The 24802-nt window shown below is 69.4% G+C and carries 14 protein-coding genes and 1 pseudogene; 12 read left to right on the top strand and 3 right to left on the bottom strand.

Going from position 1 to position 24802, the window contains the following annotated elements; genetic code table 11:
- Positions 1–263 precede the first annotated feature (263 nt).
- Positions 264–818 (top strand): GNAT family N-acetyltransferase, encoded by a 555-nt coding sequence (locus ACIPLC_RS27725; RefSeq protein WP_400475733.1) that lies wholly within the window; start codon positions 264–266, stop codon positions 816–818.
- A gap of 1095 nt (positions 819–1913) precedes the next feature.
- Here the strand turns inward: ACIPLC_RS27725 and ACIPLC_RS27720 are convergent.
- Positions 1914–4721 carry a hypothetical protein gene (locus ACIPLC_RS27720; RefSeq protein WP_400475732.1) on the bottom strand — a complete coding sequence of 936 codons (2808 nt, stop codon included), beginning with the start codon at positions 4719–4721 and terminating at the stop codon, positions 1914–1916.
- A gap of 491 nt (positions 4722–5212) precedes the next feature.
- Here ACIPLC_RS27720 and ACIPLC_RS27715 point away from each other — a divergent pair, with 491 nt between their 5' ends.
- From ACIPLC_RS27715 to ACIPLC_RS27690, 6 genes are all read left to right on the top strand, one after another.
- On the top strand, positions 5213–6790 hold the full coding sequence (locus ACIPLC_RS27715; protein ID WP_400475731.1) for a hypothetical protein: 1578 nt from the start codon (positions 5213–5215) through the stop codon (positions 6788–6790).
- A gap of 734 nt (positions 6791–7524) precedes the next feature.
- Entirely contained in the window at positions 7525–8508 is a 984-nt protein-coding gene (locus ACIPLC_RS27710) for a hypothetical protein (protein WP_400475730.1), read from the top strand.
- A gap of 934 nt (positions 8509–9442) precedes the next feature.
- Positions 9443–9802 (top strand): hypothetical protein, encoded by a 360-nt coding sequence (locus ACIPLC_RS27705; protein WP_400475729.1) that lies wholly within the window; start codon positions 9443–9445, stop codon positions 9800–9802.
- 465 nt (positions 9803–10267) lie between these two features.
- Entirely contained in the window at positions 10268–10846 is a 579-nt protein-coding gene (locus ACIPLC_RS27700; RefSeq protein ID WP_400475728.1) for a TetR/AcrR family transcriptional regulator, read from the top strand.
- A 328-nt stretch (positions 10847–11174) separates the two neighbouring features.
- Positions 11175–12767, top strand: a complete 1593-nt coding sequence (locus ACIPLC_RS27695) for a hypothetical protein (protein WP_400475727.1) — start codon at positions 11175–11177, stop codon at positions 12765–12767.
- Between the two features lie 945 nt (positions 12768–13712).
- The gene (locus ACIPLC_RS27690; protein WP_400475726.1) at positions 13713–18644 is read left to right on the top strand and encodes a glycosyl hydrolase family 18 protein; all 4932 of its coding nucleotides are present in this window, start codon (positions 13713–13715) and stop codon (positions 18642–18644) included.
- 97 nt (positions 18645–18741) lie between these two features.
- Here ACIPLC_RS27690 and ACIPLC_RS27685 read toward each other — a convergent pair whose 3' ends face one another.
- Complete coding sequence (locus ACIPLC_RS27685) at positions 18742–19302, bottom strand: hypothetical protein (RefSeq protein WP_400475725.1); 561 nt, start codon at positions 19300–19302, stop codon at positions 18742–18744.
- 219 nt (positions 19303–19521) lie between these two features.
- On the opposite strand from ACIPLC_RS27685, the pseudogene ACIPLC_RS27680 reads away from it, so the two are divergent.
- The 4 genes and pseudogenes from ACIPLC_RS27680 to ACIPLC_RS27665 all read left to right on the top strand — a co-directional run.
- Positions 19522–19656 (top strand): annotated as a pseudogene (locus ACIPLC_RS27680) (peptidylprolyl isomerase); the annotation flags it as partial.
- Between the two features lie 480 nt (positions 19657–20136).
- Complete coding sequence (locus ACIPLC_RS27675) at positions 20137–21135, top strand: hypothetical protein (RefSeq protein WP_400475748.1); 999 nt, start codon at positions 20137–20139, stop codon at positions 21133–21135.
- A 368-nt stretch (positions 21136–21503) separates the two neighbouring features.
- Positions 21504–21836 carry a PadR family transcriptional regulator gene (locus ACIPLC_RS27670; protein WP_400475746.1) on the top strand — a complete coding sequence of 111 codons (333 nt, stop codon included), beginning with the start codon at positions 21504–21506 and terminating at the stop codon, positions 21834–21836.
- A complete protein-coding gene (locus ACIPLC_RS27665; protein WP_400475724.1) occupies positions 21833–22798 on the top strand; it encodes a hypothetical protein in 966 nt (321 codons plus the stop codon). Before ACIPLC_RS27670 ends, ACIPLC_RS27665 begins: the two co-directional genes overlap by 4 nt.
- 356 nt (positions 22799–23154) lie before the next feature.
- Here ACIPLC_RS27665 and ACIPLC_RS27660 read toward each other — a convergent pair whose 3' ends face one another.
- Positions 23155–24123: a helix-turn-helix transcriptional regulator gene (locus ACIPLC_RS27660; RefSeq protein WP_400475723.1), complete on the bottom strand. Its 969-nt coding sequence runs from the start codon at positions 24121–24123 to the stop codon at positions 23155–23157.
- Positions 24124–24271: 148 nt separating this feature from the next.
- Between ACIPLC_RS27660 and ACIPLC_RS27655 the strand changes: the two genes are divergently transcribed.
- Positions 24272–24736: a nuclear transport factor 2 family protein gene (locus tag ACIPLC_RS27655; protein WP_400475722.1), complete on the top strand. Its 465-nt coding sequence runs from the start codon at positions 24272–24274 to the stop codon at positions 24734–24736.
- Positions 24737–24802: the final 66 nt, after the last annotated feature.

Raw genomic sequence — 24802 nt, 5'->3', positions numbered from 1 at the left:
GCTGTGCCTGGCGCTGATCGCGATCGCGGTCTCCGCCCTCGGCCCCGGACGCCTGGCGCTGAACCGCCCGTTCCGCTGGGGGCACGGCGGGTGGTGGAGCATGGCCACCGCCCTGGGGATGGGCGGCATCGGCGCGGCCATCGTGCTGTCCCTGCAAGGGATCACCCTCTAGATGACCTGCTCCGAGGAGGTTCTGGCCCTACCGAGTCGTGATCAATGAGTCGGCTCTGTCATGGGTTTGGCACTCATGAGAACATCACGCGATGAGCAGCATCATCAGACGTGTACGTAATGAGGACTGGGGGCGGATCAAGGAGATCCGCCTTGACGCGTTGCGGGACGCGGCTGCGTCCATCGCCTTCCTGGAGACCTACGAGCAGGCGGCCGCCAGGCCCGACGAATTCTGGCAGGCCCGTGCCGCAACAGCCGCCGAGGACATCTCCGTACGGCAGTTCATCGCCGAGGCCACCGATGGACGCTGGCTCGGCACGATCACCGCGTTCGTCGAGCAGCCTGGCGGGCAAGGCGCCCTCGAAGGCGACATCATCGACGTCGCGCAGACGCACCTCATCAGTTTCTACGTCCGGCCCGAGGCGAGGGGAAGCGGGCTCGCGCACGACCTGATCCGGGCCGCCCGGGAATGGTCGTGGTCGCTCGCCGAACCCCGGATCGAGCGCGTCCGGCTGTTCGTCCACGAGGACAACTCCCGTGCCGAGGCGATGTACGTGAGGGCGGGCTTCAGGCACTCGGGCGTGGCGCTGCCCGTGCCCGGTGACGACACGCGCCGGGAGATCGAGCTGGCGGTACTCCGGGGCTGACCGCCACGATGCGGATCCGGTTCCGGCACCCGGAGTGTGGGAGGTCGTGTTCAGTACGACCGCCCACACCCGCGGACCATGCTCCGGACGGGAGATGCCTTTAAATTCAGCAACCTCGGCCCGCGCACGGACCTTTCGCTCCCAACCCGATCCCGAGGGCGCGCCCGCCCGCGCTGTCGCTCACTCATGAACCCGGCCAGGCCGGAGAACGCGGGGGCACAGGTGCGCGGGGACGACGGACCACCGCCTGCACCGTCGGCGGTCCTGCCCGGCCCCACCCCACGGTCCGCGTCCCCTGTATGGCCGGGCCCACGTACCCGCACCCCGGCCGGCTCGTTGAAACGCAGGTGAGCACAGTACTGCCGCCAGCGGACCGCCACCGCCCCGGGCCGGCACCCGGCCGGTACGACGTGACCGGGAAGGCGGTCACGCCGGCCGAAACTGCCCCGCATCCGTCCTGCGAGCCGATCTACGCGGAGCTGGCCGCCGCGTGGCGGGCGACGGACAGGACGGTGCCCGGCCAGCCCGACCCGCTCTGGGACACCCTGGTGGCAAGCGGCACGGGCCGACACGCACGAGGACGGGCCTCACATCCATCCGCGACCTGACCCGCCAGGCCAGGAGCCCTGGCACCACAGCCGGTCGTGCGCAGGACCGGCCACAGGTGCGCCGCCCCGCACGCTCGGCCGGTGGCGAACGGGCGCGCTGCCCGCCGCGCCCCCGCGGTCTCGCGGGCGCAATGACCTCCGCTCCATCCGGGCGGAGTCTTGAACTCGTTGACCGATCGTCGCACAACCCCGGACGATGACGTGGAGGCCTGGGCGGGCCGGCACGAACACCCTCAACTGGGGTCGACGCCCAGGTCCATGCCGATCAGCGCCAGGTGCGCCCTGAATTCGGAGGGTTCGGTGTTGGGCCTGATCGTCCGGGGCCGTTGCGCCCTGACGGGGGCGGATGCGGATGTGGCTGGGGCTGCGTGGTCCGGGTGGTTCGTCGCGGGCGGTGGTGCGGCCCGGGAACCTGGGGTTCCCGGGCCGCATGTTGCCGTAGGCATCCGGTGTTCGGCCCTCTGCCGCCCGGTGCCGAATTCCCGGTCTACCTCGTGCTGTCCCCGACTGCTTGCGGGTCCTGGCGGAGCGGGTCGGGAGCGTTACCGGTTCTGTCAGCGGGGGTGGTGTTGTCGGGGTGGTTGTCCCACTGGCCGGGCCCGGGGTGGTGGTCGCCCCAGCCGCCGTGGCCGCCGGAGTTGTGGCCGTCGCAGCCGCCGTGGTCCTGGTCCTCGCAGGGGGTGCAGGCGACGATGGTGACGGTGTTGCTGGTCGCCGTCACCGGGGTGCCGTCGGGGGTGGTGCCGGTGACGGTCGCGGTGTCGGTGATCTTCCCGGCCTGCACGTCGGACTCGGCGGTGGCGTAGGTCGCGGTGCAGGTCGTGGACGCACCCGGGGCCAGGGTGGTCACCGGGCAGGAGACGGCCGGCGTGCCCGGACCGGAGTCCGTCACGGCGAGCGAACTGAGCGTCGTGTCACCGGTGTTGGTGACGGTGAAGGTGTAGTGCAGGGCCTGCCCGGCGGCGGAGAACGAGGTCTCCTGGACGGCCTTGACGATCTTCAGCCCGGCGTAGGGGACGGTCACCTTGTTGCTGGTGGAGGTGATGTTCTGGCCACTGGGGGTGGTGCCGGTGACCTGCGCGGTGTCGACGACCTTGCCGGCGGCGACGTCGGCGTCGGTGGTGACGTAGGTCGCGGTGCAGTCCTCCGAGGCGCCCGGTGCGAGAGGCCCGGTGGGGCAGGTGACCGTGGGGGTGCCGGGGCCGTTGTCGACCACCCCGATGTTGGTCAGCGGCTGCGCGCCGGTGTTGGTGACCGCGTAGGTGTAGTGGATGGTCTGCCCGGCGGCGGTGAACTGCGCCTCGGCGGCCGACTTCACCACCGTGATCGCGACCAGCGGGGTGTTCACCTTGTTGCTGGTCGTGGTGACGGTCTGCCCGCCGGTGTCGGTGCCGGTGACCTGGCCCTGGTCGGGCACGTTCTGGGCGGCGACGTCCGCCGCCGTCGTGACGTAGGTGGCCTGGCAGGTGGTGGACTGGCCGGGCGCGAGCTGGTTGGTGCCGCAGCCCGAGACGGTGACGCCGGGCGTCAGGTCGGTCACCGTCACGTTGGTCAGCGGGACCTGGCCGGTGTTGGTGACGGTGTAGGTGTAGTTGAGGGTCTCGCCCGGTGCCGTGAAGTCCGGCTGGACGGCGGACTTGGTGATGGTCAGCGCCCGCAGCGGCACGACGACCTGGTTGCTCGTCCCGGTCACCGTCTGGGTGCCGACGGTGGCGGTGAGGTTCGCCGTGTCGGTGATCTTCCCGGCCGTGGCGTCGGCGGCGGTCGCGGTGTAGGTCGCGGTGCAGTTCTCCGAGGCGCCCGGTGCCAGCGGGCCTGCCGGGCAGGTGACCATCGGGGTGCCGGGGCCGGTGTCGGTGACCGCGACGTTCGTCATCGGCACCGGGGCGTTGTTGGTCACCGTGTAGGTGTAGTGGATCGTCTGCCCCGCCACGAACGAGGCCTCGGCCGCCGCCTTGGTGATCGACGGGGCGGGGACGTTGACCAGCACGGTGGTGGTGCAGCCCGTCGCGGTCGCGCAGGTGCCGCCGGCGATGGTCGGCGCGAGGTTGTTGGTCAGCGCGAAGTTGCCGGTGTCCGGGCTGTTGACCTTGACCTGGTACGTCACGGTCACGGTGGACCCGGCGGCGGGCGGCGCCGTCAGCGTGCCCGACCAGGTCAGGGTGCTCCCGGTGAGGGTGGCGGTGCCGGAGCTGGCGGTGATGGAGCCGGGCACCAGCGTGCCGTCCGTCAGTACGGCGGAGAGGTCGTCACTGAAACCCGCGTAGGTGGCGGGGTTGGTGCCGGTGTTGGTGACGGTCTCGGTGTAGGTCAGGGTGTCGCCCTGGTTCACCGGGCCGGCCGGGGAGACCGACTTCGCGACGGTGTAGGAGGTGCCGGCCGGCAGGTTGCAGTTCCCGCTGTCCTGGGTGGCGGAGGCGCCGAAGAAGGGGACCCCGGTGTTCACGACCGTCGTGGTGGGGATCTCCGCGGTCGAGGGGCCGGCCGGGATCGAGTTCAGGGTCTCGATGGTGCCGCTGGCGCGGAACGCGTAGACCTGGCCGCCTGACTGGGCCAGGCCGTAGACGGAGCCCGGCACGTTGCCGATCTCGGTGATCGTGTTGTCCGGGTGGATGCGGAAGAAGTCGGTGGGGTGCAGCGTGCCCGGATCGAACGCGGCCGTGAGGACGTCGCCGTCGGGCAGGGTCAGGAAGTCGCCCGCGGAGACGAGCCCGGCCGGGAACGAGGCGGGGAACAGTGTGCTCACCCCGGTGGTCGGGTTGAGCGTCCAGATCTGGTTCGAGTAGAACGACGCGACGAACAGGGTGCCGTCCGGGCGCGCGCCCAGTGCGTTGGTGGCGTACCCGGGAAAGTTCGCGGCCGGACCGGTGATCGTCACCGACGCCGTCTCCGCACCGGTGGCCGCGTTGATCGTGTACAGCACCGGTGGCAGGGTGTTCCAGCTCACCCCGTACAACGTGGTGCCGTCCGCACTCCACGCGATGTCCCCGTAGTCCCGCACCAGCGGCACACTCGCCAGCTGCGTACCGGTCGGGCTGTACTCGAAGAGGTGGTCGTTGCCGCCGCCGGAGTTCCCCCAGATCGGTACCGGCGGACAGGTCAGCGCCCGGGCCCCGGACCTCCCGTCCGCACCGTCCGCCGGCGAGGCGGCCTCAGCCCTGACGAACGATGCGTCCCGTGCCGGGGAGGAGGCCAGTGCCGCGCCGCCTCCCCAACCCGCCGTCATGCCGATGACCGCCAGCCCGATCGCCGCGGCGAGAGCGCCGCGCGATGGGCCGCGTCTGATCCCTGCCATACCGCCTCCGTTCCAGTCCGGCGTGATCACCGCAAGGCCCCACGCCACAGCATTTTGATGACACTAAGTGTCCATATGAGCACCGTAAGTGCTTTGGCGTGAGGCGGCTCGCGTGGCAATCCGCACCCGAACCAGTCGACGGCCGCCACGTGGGGGCCATCTGGCCCCATCGCAGACCGTGTCGAGAGGTGCGGACGCGTCCCTCGCGGGGGCTTCCCGGGCCGGGTGTGGAGCTCGGTCCGCGACCGAGGTGCTGACCTGTGCGTGCCGACTCGGTGTTCCGTCTCAGCCGGGCTGTTGCCGGAGGGGCCTTGGGCTGTCCGCTCGCAGTTGTCGGCGGTGAAGGGCGGTTCGCGACAGGAGGCAGCCGGCCGGGTGAACCCCGTTCCGCGCCGCAGCCCTTCCGACCTGCGGTCCAGCAGTCACAGCATGGCCAGAGAGCCCAAAATAGTGACGTTCTGTCGATGTGGCACTGCGGTACGTATTCGGACATGAGAAGAACTGGCTCTATCGCCGCGCTCGCGTTCGCGCTGGCGCTCACGCTGCTCGGACGAGCCGCGCCCGCATCAGCCGACACCGTGCCGCAGCCGGCACGGGCCGCGCCCGCTTCCCCGGCTCCGGCCAGCAACCTGACCGCCGATCAGTTCGACAGCTGGGCCGGGCTCGGCGAGAACCAGTGGCTGGAGGCCCTTGAGGAGGGCTGCGTCAAGACCGGCACCGCGGCCTGCAAGATGACCAACCAGCAGGCCCACAAGCTTCTCTCGGACACCCAGAAGCTCACCCGGGAAATGCACAACGAGATCATGAACAACCCGGAAGAAGTCGCCCAGCTCAAGGCGCTCAAAAAGCAGAATACCCGCGCCGTACAGCTCCTCGGCGGCAAGGCGGTTGCCACCATCTCGAAGTTCGCCAAGAATCCGGCTGTAAAAAACCTGAATAAATATGCCGATAAAATCGGCGATGTTGCGGGACATACGGTCAATGGGACATACGCGGCCGACGGACTGACCGAGGCTACCCAGGTATCGATCAGCAAGGCGATCGTGTACATGGTGCCCGTTGTCGGAGACGTCTGGTCGCTCGGTGAGGCCATCGCGGACCGCGACGTGGAATCCGGAGCGGTAGCGGTCATCTCCCTCATCGCGACCGCGGTCGCCTTCATCTACCCGCCGGCGGGAGCGGTACTCGCAACCGCCCTGGCAGCCTACTACGTGGCGAAGATGATCCTCGGGTTCCTGTGCGCCAAAGAACGCGACTGGATCGCCGAACCCCCCGGCACCCAGCAGGAACTGTTCGAATCAGGTGCCGACATCCGCTGGGAGACACACCGCGTCGCCGGAAAGGACGTCGCCGCCATCATCCCGCCCACCGGGGCTGTGAAACAGACGCTGCTGCTGGACTCGAAATGGACCCAGTACAACATCGACCGGAAACCGGTCAAATACTCACTCAACGGAGAGCTGGCTTTCAGTAGCGCGGGCTACCCGAAGTCGGTCACGATCTGGCAAGGCGGCCGACAGGCCGGCAGCGCCGACTGTGCCCAATGGTCGAACCCCTTGGCGGGCGGCCTTGGCTCGACGACCAACGGGGTGAAAATCTTGTGCCAGCTGAAGTCGACTGCGACCATTTCGCTGGGACACCCCGCCATCATGGTGCTGGAGTACAAGTTCCCTGAAAAAAGCCCCTGCTCCGGGACCCCGTGCGTTCCCAGCAGCGAAAAGAAGGTACGCCTCTCGGTGGAGTCGGAGAACAAGGTGACTGTGAACCTGAGCCTCCCTTTCCGCTATGCGTTTATTTCATCACTGTCCGAAGTCTACGCCAGTGGAGAAATCACCTATACCCAAATGGAGGAATCTTCCGAAGGGGAGGAATACTTCGTGACGGAATCAATTCGTCGCCTGGAGCTCGGAAAATGCTACAACTTCCCCTCCCCGGCGCCAGAGGTCAAGAATTCCACGGACCGGAAGGCGACCGTCTGGCACGGGGAGGACTGCAAAGGAACGAAGGTCACCATCCCGGTCGGAGGCACAGCCAGTTCTGCCGGCTTTGAGAGCGTCATGGTCGGCTGACCCCCGGCATTCAAAGTCTCTGCTTCATGGCGCAAGCCTGTTCGCCAGGAAGGTTTGAACGAGGCAACGGGATCCCTGTGGATCAGTGAAGAAAGCCGATCAAGCGCAGGGGTCCCGTTGCAGGGGAAGTCTGTCATCTCGCGGGCGGTCGCGGATGCGATGGGGGTGTTCGCGCCAGAGCGTCCGGGCGAGCTGACGTAAACGGTGGGCTTCGCGCTGGTGGACGCGGCACCGGAGGGCAGCCGGGCGGTGCGGCGGCGGATCCGGCCGCCCCGCCTCGGCGGCGGCCTCTCACCACCAGTTGGGTGGGCTCGCTCCGGTGCGTCCGCACACCTCCCCCTGTCACGCTCCCAGGGCGGTTGGGGCCAGAGCCGTCGCAGTCCGTGTTCGACGCTCCGGCCGGGGCGACGGCCTGGAGAGACCGGCCGGAAGTGTCCGGTGCAGTTCCCCGAGGCGCCCGGTGCGAGCGGCCCGGCGGGGCAGGTAACGGTCGGGGTACCGGGGCCGTTGTCCACCGCCGCGACGCCGGTCAGCGACCGGGTGCTGTTCTGAACACTTTGAGCAACGTGACCTGGGCCGGCCCGCGTCGCCACCCGTGCCCGAACCACCCGCGGTCGCCGGATATCGGCCACCTGGCCCCATCGCGGCCCCCTCGCCTGGCGCCCGTGCTCCGGCGGCCCGCAGCCTGATAGCGCCAAGGCAGCCCCCGCGCCACCTTCCGGAAGGACTCCCGCATGAGCGCACTGACCAGGTTCGAGACGCCCGAACCGAACGAGGACCAACTCGTGGCCGAGATGATCGAGGCCATGAACCGGCAGCAGGAGAAGGACTACCCGCCCGGCGCCACCGGCCGGGCCGCCCACGCCAAGCACACCGGGCTCGTCAAGATCACCTTCGCGGTCGAGCCCGACCTGCCGGCCAACCTGCGCGTCGGCGTCTTCGCCCGGCCGCACACCTACGAGGGGTGGCTGCGCTTCTCCAGCGGCAACGGCAAACCGCAGTCCGACGACGTCAAGGACCTGCGCGGCGCCGCCATCAAACTGCACGACGTGCCCGGCGAACGCATCCCCGAGAGCGACGAGCCCACCACCCAGGACTTCATCCTGCTCAACACCCCCGCCATCCCGCTCGGCACCGTCAAGCTGTTCCACGACGTCATCACCCTCGAACCGGCCAGGTTCGCCGCCAAGATGCTCACCACCCACCCGCACGTCCTCGCCGGCCTGGCCAAGGCGGTCATCACCCCCACCTCACCCGCCGACATCCCCTACTGGAGCAACACCGCCTCGCTGCTCGGCCCCGACCAGGTCGTCAAGTACGCCCTCGTACCGACCTCGCCGTACACCAGCCCGGGGCGCGAGAAGCACCAGGACCACTACCTCAGCGACCACCTCCAGGAGCACCTCACCCAGACCGACGCCACCTTCGACTTCATGGTCCAACTGCGCACCGACCCCGACACCATGCCGGTCGAGGACATCGCCGTCGAATGGAGCACGGACCGGGCCCCGCTGGTGAAGGTCGCCACCGTCACCATCCCCCGGCAGGAGTTCCGCACCGCCGCCCGCAACCAGCTTGCCGAGGAACTCACCTTCAGCATCGCCCACGCACTCCAGGACCACCGGCCGATCGGCGCCGTCGCCCGCGCCCGCATCCGCATCTACGGCCAGATGGCCACCTGGCGCCACCAGCGCGACCAGCGCACCAAGACCACCTGACCCACAATCAGCGTCGAGGCGGTAGTACCGGCCGACGTAGGCGAAGGCGCCCGGGTCGCTGTGCGGCCGCGGTCCGCACGGCACCGTCCATCGTGTCCAGCCCCTCCACGTCGCTGGCGGCGGAGAGTGGCTGAACTACGCCTGATGGCAGGAGCGTTCGCAGCCGATCGGCCGTCTTTTGCGGATAGAGGCCGCTTGTGAGCGAGGAGGGCGAGCTTGCCCCTGCCTGCGGTGCGGGAGTGGCGCGATCGCGGGTCCAGCGAGGATTCGGCGGCTTCGAAGCGCACCCGGCGTGCGATGACCCATACTCTCTGTGGCCATGCAGCCCCAACAGCGTGCCCCGCGTCGCGCCGTACGGCCGGATCGAGGCGCACGTCGAACGTACCTGGCAGGCCGAACGCGACGTGAGCGTCAGGGAGTTCGGGCTTGCGCAGTTCCCGCATCACAGTACGGTCCGCCACGCTTGCGGGCGCGCCCCATCGCCGCCCACACCCGGCGAAAGGCGCATTTCGGCTGCCTGACCCCCTCGGGCGTATTCCGGGATCAGAACCCTCTCGACGTACTCGTCCATCTTGTGCAGGTAGATATTGGAAAGGGGCGGGGAAATTGCCCGCCCTGCGGATTTTCGCCGTGCGCGGCGTTCCAGGTCCAGCTCATCTCCGCTGGCCGTCGAGTGGGTGCAGGCGGGTGATTTTCGTGACTATACGTTTTCGGCCTTTGCGGCCGTGTTACACATGTGCAACGAAAGGGGCGTGAGGTGCGCCCTGCGATTTTGTGCGGCTGAGCCGCACGGAGAGAGGCTGGGATGAGACCCATTCGTATGCTGGCCGGGGGAGCTGCCCTCGCGATGTGTGCCGCACTGGGGGGCGTGGCGTCCGCACCTGCGGCGTTCGCCGGTGCTCAGGACGCGTGTGGAGACAGCCCCACGGACTATGTGGGCACGTTCGTGGGGACGGTCAGCATCGGCAACGGGCCCACAACGCTGACCTACACCCTGACCTACCCCACGGTGGGCAGTTACCTGGTGCAGTTGAATGTCGGCGGCGATGTTCCGGGCAACAACTACACGGCTTCGGGACCGCTGTCCATTTCGGGTGAAGGAGGCGTCGCTAAGGCGGTGAACTTCGCCGCATGGCCTCTGTATACGACCGACAACAGGATCACCACCCCGCCGGCGGCAGGCGAGGCGCTGGGTTGCTCCAATCTGCTGCCCGCGGTGGTGGCGCCGTTCGTCAGCCAGTTCACCGTCAAGCAGGACGGCGGGCCCGACATCATCATGAACAGGACGATCTGACCCCTGTGGTCGTAGGGGTCTCGTCCTCCGGCCAGTGAGCATGAGCCGGCCGCCGCAGCGGACCGCCCCGACATCGAAGGCCCGGCGAGGCCGCGGCGGCGATCGTGGAACCGGGTGCCCCCGGGACCAGTCGGCGCGGGGTACCCCCGCGGGTCGGCGAGGCTACACCCGCGATACCCGCCAAGGATCTTGAAGGCGTGTACGAGCCTGTTCGTTCGCCATCACGCGCGCAGCCTCACGGGCAGGGCCGCGTCCGCCACGTCCCCCCTCGCTCACCGCTACTCCCTTGCTGGTCCCTCTCCATGGGATAGAGGGCCCAGCAAGGGAACACCTCGCAGCTCTGCGCCCGAGGTGACTGTCCTCGGCCTCGACCTGCCCGCCGCCCTGGCGCCCGCGGCCGAGAACACGTGAGCCGGGGCCCACGCCCGCTACGCCGCCGCCCCCACTCCTGAGCGCCCGGACGGCGTGAAGACGAAAGACTCCAGTCCGCCGCGGGAACGCATCCTGGCCGCGGCGATGCGGCTCTTCTACACGCAGGGCGTGCGCGGGGTGGGCATCGACCAGCTGATCCGGGAGTCGGCGGTCGCCAACGCGACGTTCTACCGGCACTTCCCGTCCAAGGACGAGATGGCCCTCGCCTACGTCCGCGAGCACGACCGGGCGTTCCGCGAAGCCGCCGCGGCCACCGGGCGCTCCCCCCGGGAGACGGTCGAGGCCCTGTTCGCGGGGATCGCGGAGCAGTTCTGCACACCGGGTTTCCGCGGCTGCCCGCTCATCAACGCCGCCGCCGACTACCCCGACCCGCACCATCCCGTCAGCCAGGCCATCCAGGAACACATGGCCTGGTTCCGCGCCCGGCTGCTGGAACACCTCACCGCCATCGGCCACCCCGACCCGGCGGGCGCGGCCGACACCCTGCTGATCCTGCGCCACAGCGCGATGAACCACAGCCGCTTCACCACGCCCCAGGCCGTACGGAGCGCGCTGTCCGGGGCGGTGACCGCCATCCTGGAGCAGCCCCACGCGGGAGCCGGCGCACCCTGACCGGCGGGGCGGGTGCGGAGCGAGCGGTCCGTGTACCTGCGGCAGACGGTGGAGCGGCCCGGGAATCACCGGCGCAGCACCCGCCCCGAGACGGGCGCCGACCTTGCCCTCGCCCGCAGGAGTGTCTGCTGAGCCACCCGCCAGCCGAGCCCCCGAACTGGCCTGCCTCGCCGTCGACCGCCCTCAATGCCGTAACAGGGGGCAGCCGGCCGGGTGAACCCTGCTACGCGCCGCATCCCTCCTGACCTGCGGCCCAGCATCCACCGGCAGGTCAGAGTGTCCGAATGGTGACGTTCTGTCAATGATTCGCTGCGGTAAGTATTCGCACATGAGGAGAACTGGCCCTATCGTCGCGCTCGCGTTCGCGCTGGCGCTCACGCTGCTCGGGCGAATCGCGCCCGCATCAGCCGACACCGTGCCGCAGTCGGCACAGGCCGCGCCCGCTACCGCGGTTCCGGTCAACCCCACAGCCGACCAGTTCGACAGCTGGGCCAGGCTCAGCGAGAACCAGTGGCTGGAGGCCCTCGAGGAGGGCTGCATCAAGACAGGCAGCGATGCCTGCAAGATGACCGACCAGCAGGCCCGCAAGCTTCTGTCCGACACCAAGAAGCTCACCCGGGAACTGCACGACGAGATCATGAACAACCCGGCGGAAGTCAACGAGCTCAAGGCGGCCAAAAAACAGAAGACCCGCGCCGCAACGGCCCTCGCCTCCAAGGCGGCCGCCATCATCTCGAAGTACACCAGACACCAGGCCGTAAAAAACCTGAACAAGGTGTCCGACAAGGTCGGGGACATCGCGGGCTACCAGATCAACGGGACCTACGCGGTCAACGGACTGAAGGAGGGGACCGAAGAAGCAATCGCCAAGTCGATCGTGTACATGGTGCCTGTCCTCGGAGACGTCTGGTCGCTCGGCGAGGCCGTCGCGAACCGCGATGTGGAATCCGGAGTGGTAGCGGTCGTCTCCCTCATCGCAACCGCCGCCTCCTTCGCCTTCCCGCCGGCGGGAGTGCTACTCGCAAGCGCCCTGGCGACCTACTACGTGGCGAAACTGATCATCGGATTCCTGTGCTCGGAAGAGCGTGACTGGGCCGCCGAACCCCCCGGCACCCCGGAGGAATTGTTCAAATCGGGTGCCGACATCCGCTGGGAAAAACACCGCGTCGCCGGAAAGGATGTCGTCGCCATCATCCCTCCCACCGGATACGCGAGGCAGACACTGCTGCTGGACTCGAAATGGACCCAGTACAACGCCGACCGGAGGCCGGTCAAATACTCGCTCGACGAGCTGATTTTCAGTAGCGCCGGGTTCCCGAAGACGGTCGAGGTTTGGCAAGGCGGCCGAGAAGTGGGCAGCGTCACCTGCACGTACCTGACGGACGTCATGCTGCCTGGGGAAACTGACCCCAATGGCTCCGACATCATCGCCGGGGTGAACAACTGCAATCTGGAGTCAACCGCAACCATTTCGCTGGGAAATCCCGCCGTTATCGTACTGGAGTACGCTTTCCCCGATAAGAGCCCCTGCTCCGGGACTCCGTGCGTTCCCAGCGGGCAAAAGAATGTACTCCTCGGGGTGAAGTCGGAGGGGAGGGGTAATGTGACCCTGGACCTTCCTTTCCACTATGCGTTTATTTCTTCGCTTTCCGAAGTGTATGCCAGTGGAGAATTCACCTACGAGTACGAGAAGGAATCTTCCGAGGGGACGTATCTCCAGAAGGCGTCAATCTCCCGCCCGGAGCACGGAAAGTGCTACAACTTCATCTCCCCGACGACGGAGGAGGTCCAGAACTCCACGGACCGTAAGGCGACCGTCTGGTACGGGCGGGACTGCAAAGGAACGAAGGTCACCGTCCCGGCCGGAAGCAAAGAGAAGCCTGCCAGGGGTGCCGATTTCGATAGCGTCATGTTCGACTGACCCCCAGTACTACAGTCCCAGATCTTCGAACCTTCTCGGTCGATGGGTCGCCGGTCGTGACCTGGTGATGTCTGTGACTGTCGAGGATGCGGTCGGCCTGGACGCTGTCCTCCGTGCTCAGGCGGGTGGTTCGGACTGGCGGTTCAAACCGGCCCGAGGTCACAAGGGTGTTCGGTGATTTCGTGCGTGCTTCACCGACTGATGTGCCGAAGAAGAACTCGTAGGGCCTGGCTGAGCGCGCCGGGTATGCGACGGCGCGGCGTCGGGCGTCCACGCACGGCGTGAGGCGGACTGCGACCATGTGGTCGGACATTCGGGTTCTGATGACGCGGCACGGACGGGGAGAGGATGATCTGCGAGTTCGACGCCACCGTCCCCGACACCCACGTCACTCGAAGCTATCCGTCCTCTGCCCTGACCTCCGAATAATCCTGAGGCTGAGCGGCTACGCCGGACGTGGTTGCACGGGCGGCGCGGCCGACCAGCCACCGCCTGTAGCCCGAGCGGTGCCGCTCGGCGATCGGCAGGAGGGCGACCGCGTCAGGCAGGTAGAGCGGATCACCGATGGCGCGCACGTGCGCGACGACCGCCGGCACGAACGACGGCCCTATCCGCCTGCGGCACCTGGTCTGCTTCCTGGACGCCATCCGATCCAGCGGCCCGACTCCTCACCTCCGCCGACTGCCTGGCCGCAGTCGGCTACGGATCGCCCCGCACCGGAACCACCGCACCCGTCCGCCGCTCCGTCGTCGTCGCCCGAGTGGAGGGTGCCCCAGCGGCCGGGCGCCGTTGATGCTTCGTGTATCTGATGTCAACGCGCCGCCCCTAGCTTGTCCGCGGCCCATGATGCGGGCGTTGATGCAGAAGAAACTTGAGGTGCGATCGGTGAGATTCCCGTTGTTGCGGCCCCGCTGGCGCTGGCCAGTACGGATGGTCGCCATAGGCATGGCCGCGTTCCTGGCGTTCACGTCGATGTCCGCGCTGGGCGCTCCGGCCGCGTCCGCGTCGACGGAGGACACCCTGTACGCAACCCGGTACCTGCAGTTCATCGACCAGGTGCGGAGCATTGCGACCACCCCGCTGCTCGGTGCCGAGCAGACGGCCGAGCACCAGGTCGGTGCGGCCCGGGAAACGATGAGGGGATTCGTCGAAGTCCCGCTCAACTTGCTTGAGGAGCTTGATCCGACCACGGATCGTCAACCGGTCACGCTGGTGATGCGTGAGAGCGACATGTACATCGTGGGATTCACGAGGCCCCCCAGGGGCACGGAGCCACGAAGGCAGTTCTTCTATTTTCGCGACGTGGGGCTTAGGGAATGGGCCGGCCATGACGCGGTCGATCTCGGGTACAACGACAGGTACAACGACAACCAGGGCCTCGGCGATCAGACCACGGTGACGATCGACCGCTGGGGCCTCCAGGGCGCCGCCGAGGCACTGCGGTCGGCAGGCACGGATGTCAACGCCCGCCATGCCCTGCGTGGGCCCCTCCTGCGGCTGGCCGTGGGCGCGGCCGAAGCGGCCCGCTTCCAGCCCATCCGGGACGGCATCCACCGGGCTGTTGCGGACGGCACGACGTGGAACGCCGCGGACAGCGTGTGGCGGGACAACGACGACGTCATCCCGGAGTTGCGGCAGGCCATGACCGGCGGTTGGCTCACCAATCACTGGGACAACCTGAGCCAGCTCGTCACAGCCTGGATGGGCACCGTGGACCGGCATGGCAACCCTCAACAATTTCTCGATTCCATTTACAACGCGGGCGAGATCGACAGGACGCTGATGGGCGTGCCCATCAGCATGGGGAAGGTCCTGTCGATCCTCGCGACCGTGCACGTCGTCAGGGCGGCCCCGGACATCTGCCAGGAGTCGTTCCAGCTGGCGTCCACCGCGGCCGCCGCCGGACCGAACGTGTGCACCCGGCCCAAACCCATCGACGCCGCGGTGTCGGTCGACGACTGGAACGCCCGGGCGATCCTGTTCAACGGGCCGAACTTCCAGTACATGACGGGTGACATCGGGGGCCGGGACTGGTCGTGGGGGCTGGACGACAAGCCGCGCAGCATTGCCCGGGCCTGTCCTGCACTGCTGGGCACGGGCTTCGCCGCCGGGGTCGACGCGGCGGTGCGGCTTCCGGACTACCCGGATGACCTGCTGCTGTTCCGGGGCGACCAGTACCTGCGCCTGCGGCTCGGGACGGATTCGTTCGGCATGAGGAACCTGGAGGGATGCTCCGTGGTGATCAAGCCGACCGCCATCGGGGACGCCTTCAAACCGTTGAAGGGCACCGTCTTCGCGAACGGCGTCGACACCGCGGTCTCCGTCACCGAAAGCCAGATCTACTTCTTCAAGGGGGACCAGTACGTCCTCGTCCAGGTCGACATCGGCGGCACCGGGGACAAGATCGTGAACGGTCCGAAAGCCATCGCGGACAACTGGTCCGCGCTGAAGGAGGCCGGCTTCTTCCGGGACCTGGACGCCGCCTTCTCCGTGCCCCAGCCCAAAGTGGGGGCCAAGTCACGGCCTCTGGAGACCGTGTTCATCAAGAACGGCGCCTTCGTCACCATGGAGGTCCACCCCGGCACGGTGGACGACAACTACATCGTGGCCGGCATGATCGACGACGACTGGTACGGCTTCAGGAACTCGCTCTTCTCGGCAGGAAACGGTGCCACCCGCATCCCGGACCACATGCACCGCTCGCCCAAGGGACTTCCCCCGGGCCCGATCAAGGGCCTGGCGGGCAAGTGCCTGGACGTCAAGGACGGCTCCCGGGACAACGGAACCCCGGCCCGGCTCCAGGACTGCAAGGGCGGCGACGCCCAGACGTGGTCGGTGCCCGGTGACAGCACCGTCCGGGCGCAGGGCCTGTGCCTGGACGCGGACCACTCCGGGAAGGACTACGGCACCAAGGTGCAGCTGTGGGGCTGCAACGGCAGCGACGCCCAGAAGTGGACCCGCACCGCGGCCCGGGAGCTGAAGAACGTCAACGCCGGTCTGTGCCTGGACGTACCCGGCTCCGTGTCCGACGACGGGCGGCAGTTGCAGCTGTACGGCTGCAACGGCAGCGACGCCCAGAAGTGGGTGCTCAACGACTGGCCGGGCACGGACCAGCCCACGCCCGTGAACGGCGACGCCGGCTCCCCGTTCGACGACTCGCCCGACGACCGGGGGACGAAGCCCGCCTCCTCGGGCGACTGCCGGCCCGAGGGGATGGCCGCCACCCAGGGGGTGAACGCCCGTTACTGCGATGTCTACGACAACGACGGCCGGGAATGGGTCGGCAACAACCGCACCCGGCGCACGGTCGGGTACTTCACCGAATGGCGCTCCGGGGCGAAGGGAGACCCCAAGTACCTGGCGTCCAACATCCCCTGGTCGAAGGTGACGCACGTCAACTACGCCTTCGCCCGCGTCGAGAACAACCGCATCAGCGTCGGCGACGTGAACGACCCCAAGAACCCGGCCACCGGCATGACCTGGGACGGCGACCGGAACGCCATGGATCCGTCCCTGCCGTACAAGGGTCACTTCAACCTGCTGAACACCTACAAGAAGAAGCACCCGGCCGTGAAGACGCTGATCTCCGTCGGCGGCTGGGCGGACACGCGGAACTTCTACGCGATGGCCACCAACGCCGACGGCTCGGTGAACCAGGCCGGCATCGACGCGTTCGCCGACTCCGTGACGGACTTCCTCGACCGGTACGGGTTCAACGGCGTCGACATCGACTACGAGTACCCCGGCGCCCTGCCCAGCACCGGTAACCCGCTGGACTGGGACGTCTCCAACCCGCGCCGCAAGGGCCTCCAGCAGGGCTACACCGCCCTGATGAAGACGCTGCGGACCAAGCTGGACCAGTCCGGCACGGCCAAGGGCCGCTACTACCTGCTGACCTCGGCCGGGTCCGCCTCCGGCTACCTCGTGCGCGGACTGGACGCCGGCCAGGCGCTCCAGTACCAGGACTTCGTCAACGTCATGAGCTACGACCTGCACGGCTCCTGGAACAAGTACGTCGGCCCGCAGGCCCCGCTCTACGACACCGGGCAGGACAACGAGCTGGCCGCGGCCGGGATCTACAACGACCAGGCGCCCGACACCAAGGACTACCAGAAGAACGGCTACTTCAACACCGACTGGGCTTACCACTACTACCGCGGCGCCCTGCCGCCCGGGCGCATCAACCTCGGCATCCCCTACTACTCCCGCGGCTGGCAGAACGTGCAGGGCGGCACGGACGGGCTGTGGGGTACCTCCGCCATGCCGGACCAGTCCAAGTGCCCGCTGGGCGTCGGCGGCCGGGGCCCGGCCAAGGGCCAGGACTGCGGTCTCGGCGCCACCGGCATCGACAACGTGTGGCACGACACCGAGGACGGCCGCGAGGTCGGCGCCGGGTCCAACCCGCTGTGGCACACCAAGAACCTCCAGGACGGCCGCACCCCCGGCTACCTGAAGTCCTACGGCGTCGACCCGGCCACCGACGCGGGCAAGCTGAGCGGAAACTACGCCGAGAAGTACTCCGACCCGCTCCAGTCGTCCTGGCTGTGGAACGACACCAAGAAGGTGTTCCTCTCCACCGAGAACGACAAGTCGATCGACGCCAAGGCGAAGTACATCGCGGACAAGGGCGTCGGCGGGGCGATGATCTGGGAGCTCGCCGGCGACTACACCAAGCTTTCCAACGGCGAGTGGGGGATGGGCTACGACCTGACCACCCGCCTCGACAACGCCCTCAAGGGCGCGGGGGCGTCCGGCAACACCACCGGCGGCGGCAAGACGCTGCCCGCCGAGGTGATCGACGTCAAGGCCGAGCTGGTGGACTTCCCCACCGACGTCGCGGACATGTGGCCGATGCAGCCGAAGCTGCGGATCACCAACAACTCCAAGGTCGCCCTCGCCCAGGGCACGGAGATCTCCTTCGACCTCCCCACCTCCGCCCCGCCGGTGGTGAAGGACGGGGCCTGGAAGGAGATGAGCGGCATCGTCCCCGGCCACACCGGGCCCAACGCGGGCGGGCTGAAGGGCGACTTCCACCGGGTGACCATCAAGCTCGGCTACTGCGAGGACGTGCCCGCCGGCAGGTCGAAGGACATCGACGTCAAGTACTACCTGCCCATCACCGGCCCAGCGAACGTCACCTTCAGGATCGGCGGCAAGGACTACGGATCCACCGGCGACAAGCGCCGCGCGGTGACGACCGTCGATCCGCCGGCACCGGCCTCCGGGGCCCAGTGCCAGGCCGCGCCGTGGCAGGCGCACGCCTACAACCCCAACCCCTCGTTCGCGTTCTGGCAGACCGGCGACAAGTGGATCATCGAGGACCGCAACAGCGGCAACGTCCTCGACCACCCCGGCAGCTGGACCGACGCCCACCTGTCGATGAAGCAGACCGGCAACGCCAACCAGCTGTGGACGGTGACCGAGGAGGACGCGGGCTGGTACCACATCAAGTCCGGTACCAGCGGCCACGACCAGTGCCTCGGCGCCACCACGGCCAGGGGCACCCTCACGGTGCGGGACTGCGACGGGAAGGTCGACCAGTGGTGGCGGCTGGTGCCGCTCAGCACGGACCAGGCCACCGCGGGCAAGCCGCTGCTGGACCAGTGGGTCACCCGCGGCCCCAAACACGGCAGCGCCTACGCGCTGGGCAGCTTCGCCGACGGGACCGACGACTGGTGGAAGGCGCCGGCCTACCTCGCCGCCCCCGCCAACAGCGCCACCGCCTCCAGCACGAAGATCATCACCGGGGACACCGACGGCGCCTGGGCCTCGACGGTGTCGTGGAACGGCTTCTACTGGCGCGCCAAGTGGTGGAACAAGGCGACCGACGAGCCCGGCAAGAGCGACGCCTGGCAGAAGCTCGGCCCCACACCGTAACCACCCCCGGCTCCGACCGGAGTTGACCGTACCGGGCCCCGGCAGAGCGGCAACGCTCTGCCGGGGCTGGACTGCTCCCCGCGCACGCGGGGGCCGGTCAGAGCATGGGCGGCCAGTGCATGGTGTTGAGGTTCCGCGCCAGGAGGCGTTCCTGTGCGCCGATGTCGTCGAGGATGGCCCGGCCGGCGGCGACCAGGGCGGGGAAGGCGGGCTCGTCGGAGTCCAGATGGGGAGTCACTTCGCGAACGGGGAGGCGCTGGAAGGCGAGCAGCGCCGCGCCCTGGAAGGCGGCGATGAGGTTCACGTTCCTGCTGTGGGCGAGGATCCACCCGTCCGGGCAGCTGGAGAGCCAGAACGTGCGGCCGCTGCTGTGGACGGAGACGCCATGGGGGCGGTCGCCGTCGACGACCTGGTCGACGAGTTCGAGGGTGCGCTCGGCGGCGAGCTCCGCGAGGGTGCGGGGGTGTTCGAGGCCGTCGCCGATGAGGGTGCGGATGGTGTCGGCACGGGACTTGCGGGCGGCTTCGGCCCGGTCGTCGAGACGTCGGAGAGTGTCGAGCGGGAGGCGAACATCAATCTTGGGGCCGACTTCGGGGCGTCCGCCGGGATTTCTCGGCGGGGTGGGGCCCATGGTGTCCCTCGGGATGAGTTGACGCATGCGTCAACCATAGGGCGGTTGTCGCATGCGTCAACCCCGCCTAGGGCGTCAGCGGTCGCCGGGGCGCCAGCGAGACCGTTCCGCGCCTCGTCCGCCGCTCGTGCGGGTGAGATGCCGTGTCATCGCCTCGGGTCCGTCAGGCCCGGCCGGGAGACCGGCCGGGCCCGTAGACCGCACACCGAAGGATCGTCATGGCGGAGGAGCGGAGGAGCGGAGGAGCTGTACGCGACGTTGAAGACCGACCGGGGCGACATCGTGGCCCGGCTGCTGCCGAACCACGCCCCGAGGACGGTGCGGAACTTCGCCGAACTGGCGAAGACGGGCCCATCAGCGACCGAAGCGACTCAAGGTCGTGGAACCGCTGCATCTCCACATCTCCACGCCGGCGCGGAAGCTCGCGGTGAAGCCGTCCTGTCTAGGGACCCGATCGACCGCCGGTGGCGGCCGTTGCTGCGGGACTTCTCCCCTGCGGCGCGGCGGTTCTCGACCAGCCACGGCACGCCCTGCCCGTCCCGGTCAGCCGGCCTACCGCCGCAGGAGGCCGTCGGCCAGGGGCGAGCAGGCATGGCAAAGGGTTCGCCAACGGTTCGTCAACAGTCATTCCTGGACTCCCGAATCTCCCAGGTAGTACGTCCACCGGTCCGGCCGAACCGGCATCATCCGTGGTCGGAAGGTGGACGGGAGTTGGCGAAATCGTGTCCATGGTCGGCCCGTGCCGTTGACCGCCGGTACGGCCGGGCGGTTGGCTCGCCCCGAGCCGGCCGGCGAGGGCGGGAAGCGGTGCGGCCCGAGGCAAGGGGAGGACGGTTCAGGTGGACCGGACGCACCGAGCGGGTGAGCCTGGCCGACGACGGCAGTCAACTGGACGGCTCGACCAACCAGGCGGCGATCAGCGCCGACGGCCGGTACGTGGCCTTCAGCACGGACGCCGCCGACGTCGTCCCGGGGCAGCACGGCGGCGGCCGGTTCGACGTCTACGTCCGCGACCGCTGGACCGGCCGCACCGAACCGCTCACCCCGGGCGCCGGCGACGGCAACTCGCTCGACCCGGCCATCAGCGCCGACGGCCGGTACGTCGCGTACACCTCGGACCGCACCGACCTCTCCCCCGGCACCCGGCCCGGCGTCCAGAACATCCACCTGACCGACCGCCGGACCGGCACCACCCGCCCGATCAGCACCGGCCGCGACGGCACCCCCGCCGACGACGGCTCGGTCGAACCCTCTCTCAGCGCCGACGGCCTGACCGTCGCCTTCCGCTCGAAGGCGACCAACCTGCTGCCGACCGCCCCGGCCACCGCCCCGGCCGTCCTCAAACCCCCGCCCGCACGGCAGCTCTTCCCGCTCTACACCTACGACGCGCGCACCGGCCGGATCCAGGGCGCCAGCATCGACGCCTCCGGCACCCTGCGCGACGCCGCCAAGGCCGGACGGCTCAGCCCCGACGGGCGCCACGCCCTCTTCCGCGTCTTCGAGCGCGAGCAGAACACCGTCCAGGTCCGCCTCTACGCCCGCGACCTGCGTACGGGCACGGTGACCACGGTGTCCGCCGTCGACTCCCAGCCCGCCGTCATGACCGCCGACGACCGCTGGGTCTACTTCGCCTCCGACTCCGACGCCCTCGTCCCCGGCGACACCAACGGCGTCACGGACGTCTTCCGCCGCGACCTGTGGACCGGCCGGACCGAACGCGTCAGCACAGCGGCCGACGGCAGCCCACTGCCCGGCGCCTCCACCGCCCCCGCCGTGGACGCCCTCGGCACGACGGTCCTGTTCAGCACCCTCAACGGGACCCGCGCGGACCTCCTGGCCCGCCGACTGCCGCCGCTCTGACCGCCAGGGCGTGCCGATCCGGGTGCGAGCACGGATGCCGAAGGACCCGGCGGCGTGCCCGAGGCGCGAGCCTGGTCGCGGGCCGAGACGGTGCGGGTGCACCGTCCGCTGTGCCCGACCGGGGCGGCCGCCAGGCCCCCCGCGCAGGCGGCGGGCGCGCCGCGGCGGGCATCGTCGCTGTCGGCCTGCTCCAGCGCCATCGGGAAGAGCACGGCCGTCAGATCGGCTCCGTTGTGATCCGGTGATCCCCCAGACCGTCACCACCTGCTCCAGCACCTCCTGGTGAGCCCGGGACCGAGTCCTGGGGCGCCCTTGCCAGACACTACGGTGACCGTACTATGGTGGGGGACGTGAAGAACAAACGCTCCATGCAGGAGCCGACCTTCCTGCTCCTCACCGCGCTGGCCGACCGGCCCCGGCACGGCTACGCGCTCGGGGACGAGGTCGCCGCGATCTCCGAGGGCCGGGTGCGGCTCGGCGCCGGCAGCCTGTACGGCACGCTCGACCGCCTGCTGGCCGAGGGGCTGATCCGCGTCGAGCGCGAGGAGACGGTGGACGGGCGCCCCCGGCGCGTGTTCGCCCTCACCCCCGACGGCGAACAGTCGCTCAGGAACGAGGCCGAACGCCTGCGCTCCGCACTGCGCGAGGCCGACCGGCGCCTGACGCAGACCTGGACCCGTCCCGCAGGAGGTGCGGCATGACCTCGCAGCACTCCTTGAACGCCCGCCTGCTGAGGCTGGCCCTCACGCTCTACCCGTCCTCGTACGGCACCGGTGCGCTGGCGGAGGTGGCCGACCTCGCCGGGCAGCGGATCGCCCGCTCCGGCTCCGCGGCGGGGCTGCGCGAGGTGGCCGATGTCGCCGGGCACGGGGCCCGGCTCCGGCTGGGCATGGTCTCCCACCGGCCGCCGGGCCGGGCGTTCGCCACCGCGGCGCCGCTCGCCGCGATGCTGGCCGGAACGTATGCGGCGACCTACCTGTGGCGGAACCTGTGGCTCGCCATCAGCCCCGAGTTCCTTGGCTTCCCCGCCGGAGTCCCCACGGGAGGCCCGCTCCTGGCGGCGACGTCGCTGCTCGTCCCCGTCGTGCTGACGGCGTGCGCGGTCGTGGCCGGCCGCTGGTCGGCCGCGCGGGCCCTGGCCCTGGTGTCCCTGGTACTGGCGCCGCTGTTCTACGCCCTGTGCCGCTTCGGGATGCTCGACCTGGACTTCCGCACCGCGGCCGAACTCGGCCTCGGCCCCCGGGGGTTCGGGGCGATCGTGCTCAACACCCTTGTCCTGCTGGTCGCCCCGCGGGACCGGACCCACAGAACCGGTGCCGGGCTCTGGCTGGTCGCCGCCGCCGTCACGGCCCTGGGCATCGGCGCCACGATCAGCAGCGAGTCCGCCGAGCAGATCCTGACCTCCGGCTTCGGCACCTGGGCCCCGATCGCCACCGGTGCCGCTCTGGCCTTCACCGCCCGGACGGCCGGGAACGCGGTCCTGACCGGGGCCGTCCTGGCGGCGCCACCCGTGCTCACCCCCGTACTCTTCGGCGGCCACGCGTCGGTCGTGGCCATGCTGCCTCAGCTCCTCATCCCGTCCGCCTTCGGCTATCTGATGACCCGAAGCGCGATCCTCCTCATCGGCCGCCTCCCCCGACGGGGCCGACTCTCCCGTCCCTGACCGGCACCGGCCTCGGCAGCCGCGCCGGCGACGGCACCGGCACCGGCACCGGCACTCGGGGAACCGCGGGCGTCCAACGCGGACACCGCGGTTCCCCTTCGCCCCCCCTTCACCCCCCTCCGCCACACCACACCCCAGGACCTCAACGCCCACCTCCTGTCCCGCTGCCCTCCCCGCCACCACCGCACTCCACCCGCAGCGTCCGCGCGGCTACCACGCGGCTACCGCACCCCGGACGTCCGTCGCCGGCGAGGCCCCCAGCCCGTCGGCCACCCGCACGAGGTGGCCGACCTCGGCCTTTCGCCGCCGAGCTGAAGACGGCCCGCCTGGCAGGCATCTCCGCGACTGATCCAACGTCAGTTCTGTGGAGAGTCAGGATCGTTGGCGTCGAGCAGGGTTCGGATTCGGGTGTGCAGGGCGGCTCGGACCGAGGCGGGTGTCAGGACTTGGAGCGGGGTTGCCAGGCCGAGCAGGTACGTGGCCAGTTCGTCGGGGGTGGAGCCGCCGATGGTGACGAGGGTGGCGTGGGTCCCGTCGGGCTCGTGGGTGCCGAGATTGCGGGGGACGAGGAGCAGCGCCCGGTTCAGGGGCAGGGGGACCCGGACCGTGGTGTAGAGCGGGTAGCCGCTGGTGAGCATGCGGGAGACCAGCAGCGCGGCGTCGGGCGGGTCGACGAGGTCGGCCGGGTGGCCGGTCGGGTGGGCCTCGGTGACGCGGTCGGCGCGGAAGGTGCGCCACTGGCCTCGCGCGACGTCCAGGGCGACCAGGTACCAGCGGTGGCCCGTGCGGACCAGCCGATGGGGGTCGACGTCCCGGACCGTGGCCCGGTCCTGCCGGTCGCGGTAGGAGAGCCGGACGCGCTCTCCCCGCCGGCAGGCGGTGGCCAGTTCCAGCAGCACGCCCGGGGAGAGCAGGCGTTCATCGGACCGGGGGGTGTGGACGAACGCGGCGTCCAGTTCGGCCAGCCGGTCCGCGATGTGCGCGGGCAGCAGCCGCTGGAGTTTCAGGAGGGCCGAGAGCGCCGCTTGGTCGGTGCCGAGGACACCGCTGAGCGCCGCCTCGCGCAGGGCCACGGCCACGGCGAGCGCTTCCTCGTCGTCCAGGCTCAGCGGCGGCACCTTGCTGCCGCCGCCGCTGAGCCGGTACCCGCCCCAGGGGCCGGGGCCGGAGTCGACGGCGTAGCCGAGTTCGCGCAGCTTGGCGATGTCCCGCCGGACGGTGCGTTCGGTGACGTCCAGGCGTTCGGCCAGTTCGCTGTTGGTCCACGACGGGCGGGTGGAGAGCAGCGAGACCAGCCGCAGGAGTCGCGCGGAAGTACTGATCACATGCCGGAGCGTAGGGCACCGCACAACCAGGACCGAAGCTGTCCTGGTCCCGTCGTAGCGTCTGATCGGCCAGGAAGACATCGGTTCCGGTCCGGGCTTCCGCGCACCCCTGCTCACCCCTGCTCACCCCCAAGAATCGAGGAACGTCATGACCGTGAAGGATCCGGACGACTTCAAAGCACTGGAGCCGTTCTTCCGCATCGTCGGGAAGGGGCTCGAAGGTCTGGTCGACGGGGACCATTTCTTCGACTGGTTCACCGAGGACGCCGTCACCGAGTACGTGGTCACCGTGCCCGGCTACCCGAGGAGGATCGAGGGCCGGGACGCCCTGGCCGAGCTGTACCGCGGGTACGGGGACACGATGGTCGCGGAGAGCGCCGACGGCCTCGCCGTCCACCATGACCGCGAGACCTCGGTCGTCGTCCTCGAATACGTGGTGCACGGCCGCGCGGTCGGCACGGGACGGGCGTACGACAACCACTTCGTCTCCGTGATCACCATCCGGGACCGCAGGATCACGCACTGGCGGGACTACCTCGACCCGCTGGCCGTCCTCGACGCCTGTGGGGGCACCTTCGGGTTCGCCTCCGACACGCACCGGCCGGCAGGCTGACCGGGCGGTTCGTCCCCGGTTCTGAGGGTCGGGTCCCACGTCAGGCGGGGCGGCTTCTCCGGCGAG

It is taken from the genome of Kitasatospora sp. NPDC086801 (assembly GCF_044745805.1).
Classification (GTDB): Bacteria; Actinomycetota; Actinomycetes; order Streptomycetales; family Streptomycetaceae; genus Kitasatospora.
Note: the sequence above shows the minus strand (reverse complement) of the source record. Positions and strands in the feature narration are given on the sequence as shown.

Excerpts from the sequence above, each read along its gene's own strand:
- ACIPLC_RS27725 (WP_400475733.1), top strand. The coding sequence starts at position 264 with ATGAGCAGCATCATCAGACGTGTACGTAATGAGGACTGGGGGCGGATC.
- ACIPLC_RS27720 (WP_400475732.1), bottom strand. The coding sequence starts at position 4,721 with ATGGCAGGGATCAGACGCGGCCCATCGCGCGGCGCTCTCGCCGCGGCG.
- ACIPLC_RS27715 (WP_400475731.1), top strand. The coding sequence starts at position 5,213 with ATGAGAAGAACTGGCTCTATCGCCGCGCTCGCGTTCGCGCTGGCGCTC.
- ACIPLC_RS27710 (WP_400475730.1), top strand. The coding sequence starts at position 7,525 with ATGAGCGCACTGACCAGGTTCGAGACGCCCGAACCGAACGAGGACCAA.
- ACIPLC_RS27695 (WP_400475727.1), top strand. The coding sequence starts at position 11,175 with ATGAGGAGAACTGGCCCTATCGTCGCGCTCGCGTTCGCGCTGGCGCTC.
- ACIPLC_RS27690 (WP_400475726.1), top strand. The coding sequence starts at position 13,713 with ATGGCCGCGTTCCTGGCGTTCACGTCGATGTCCGCGCTGGGCGCTCCG.
- ACIPLC_RS27685 (WP_400475725.1), bottom strand. The coding sequence starts at position 19,302 with ATGCGTCAACTCATCCCGAGGGACACCATGGGCCCCACCCCGCCGAGA.
- ACIPLC_RS27670 (WP_400475746.1), top strand. The coding sequence starts at position 21,504 with ATGCAGGAGCCGACCTTCCTGCTCCTCACCGCGCTGGCCGACCGGCCC.
- ACIPLC_RS27665 (WP_400475724.1), top strand. The coding sequence starts at position 21,833 with ATGACCTCGCAGCACTCCTTGAACGCCCGCCTGCTGAGGCTGGCCCTC.
- ACIPLC_RS27655 (WP_400475722.1), top strand. The coding sequence starts at position 24,272 with ATGACCGTGAAGGATCCGGACGACTTCAAAGCACTGGAGCCGTTCTTC.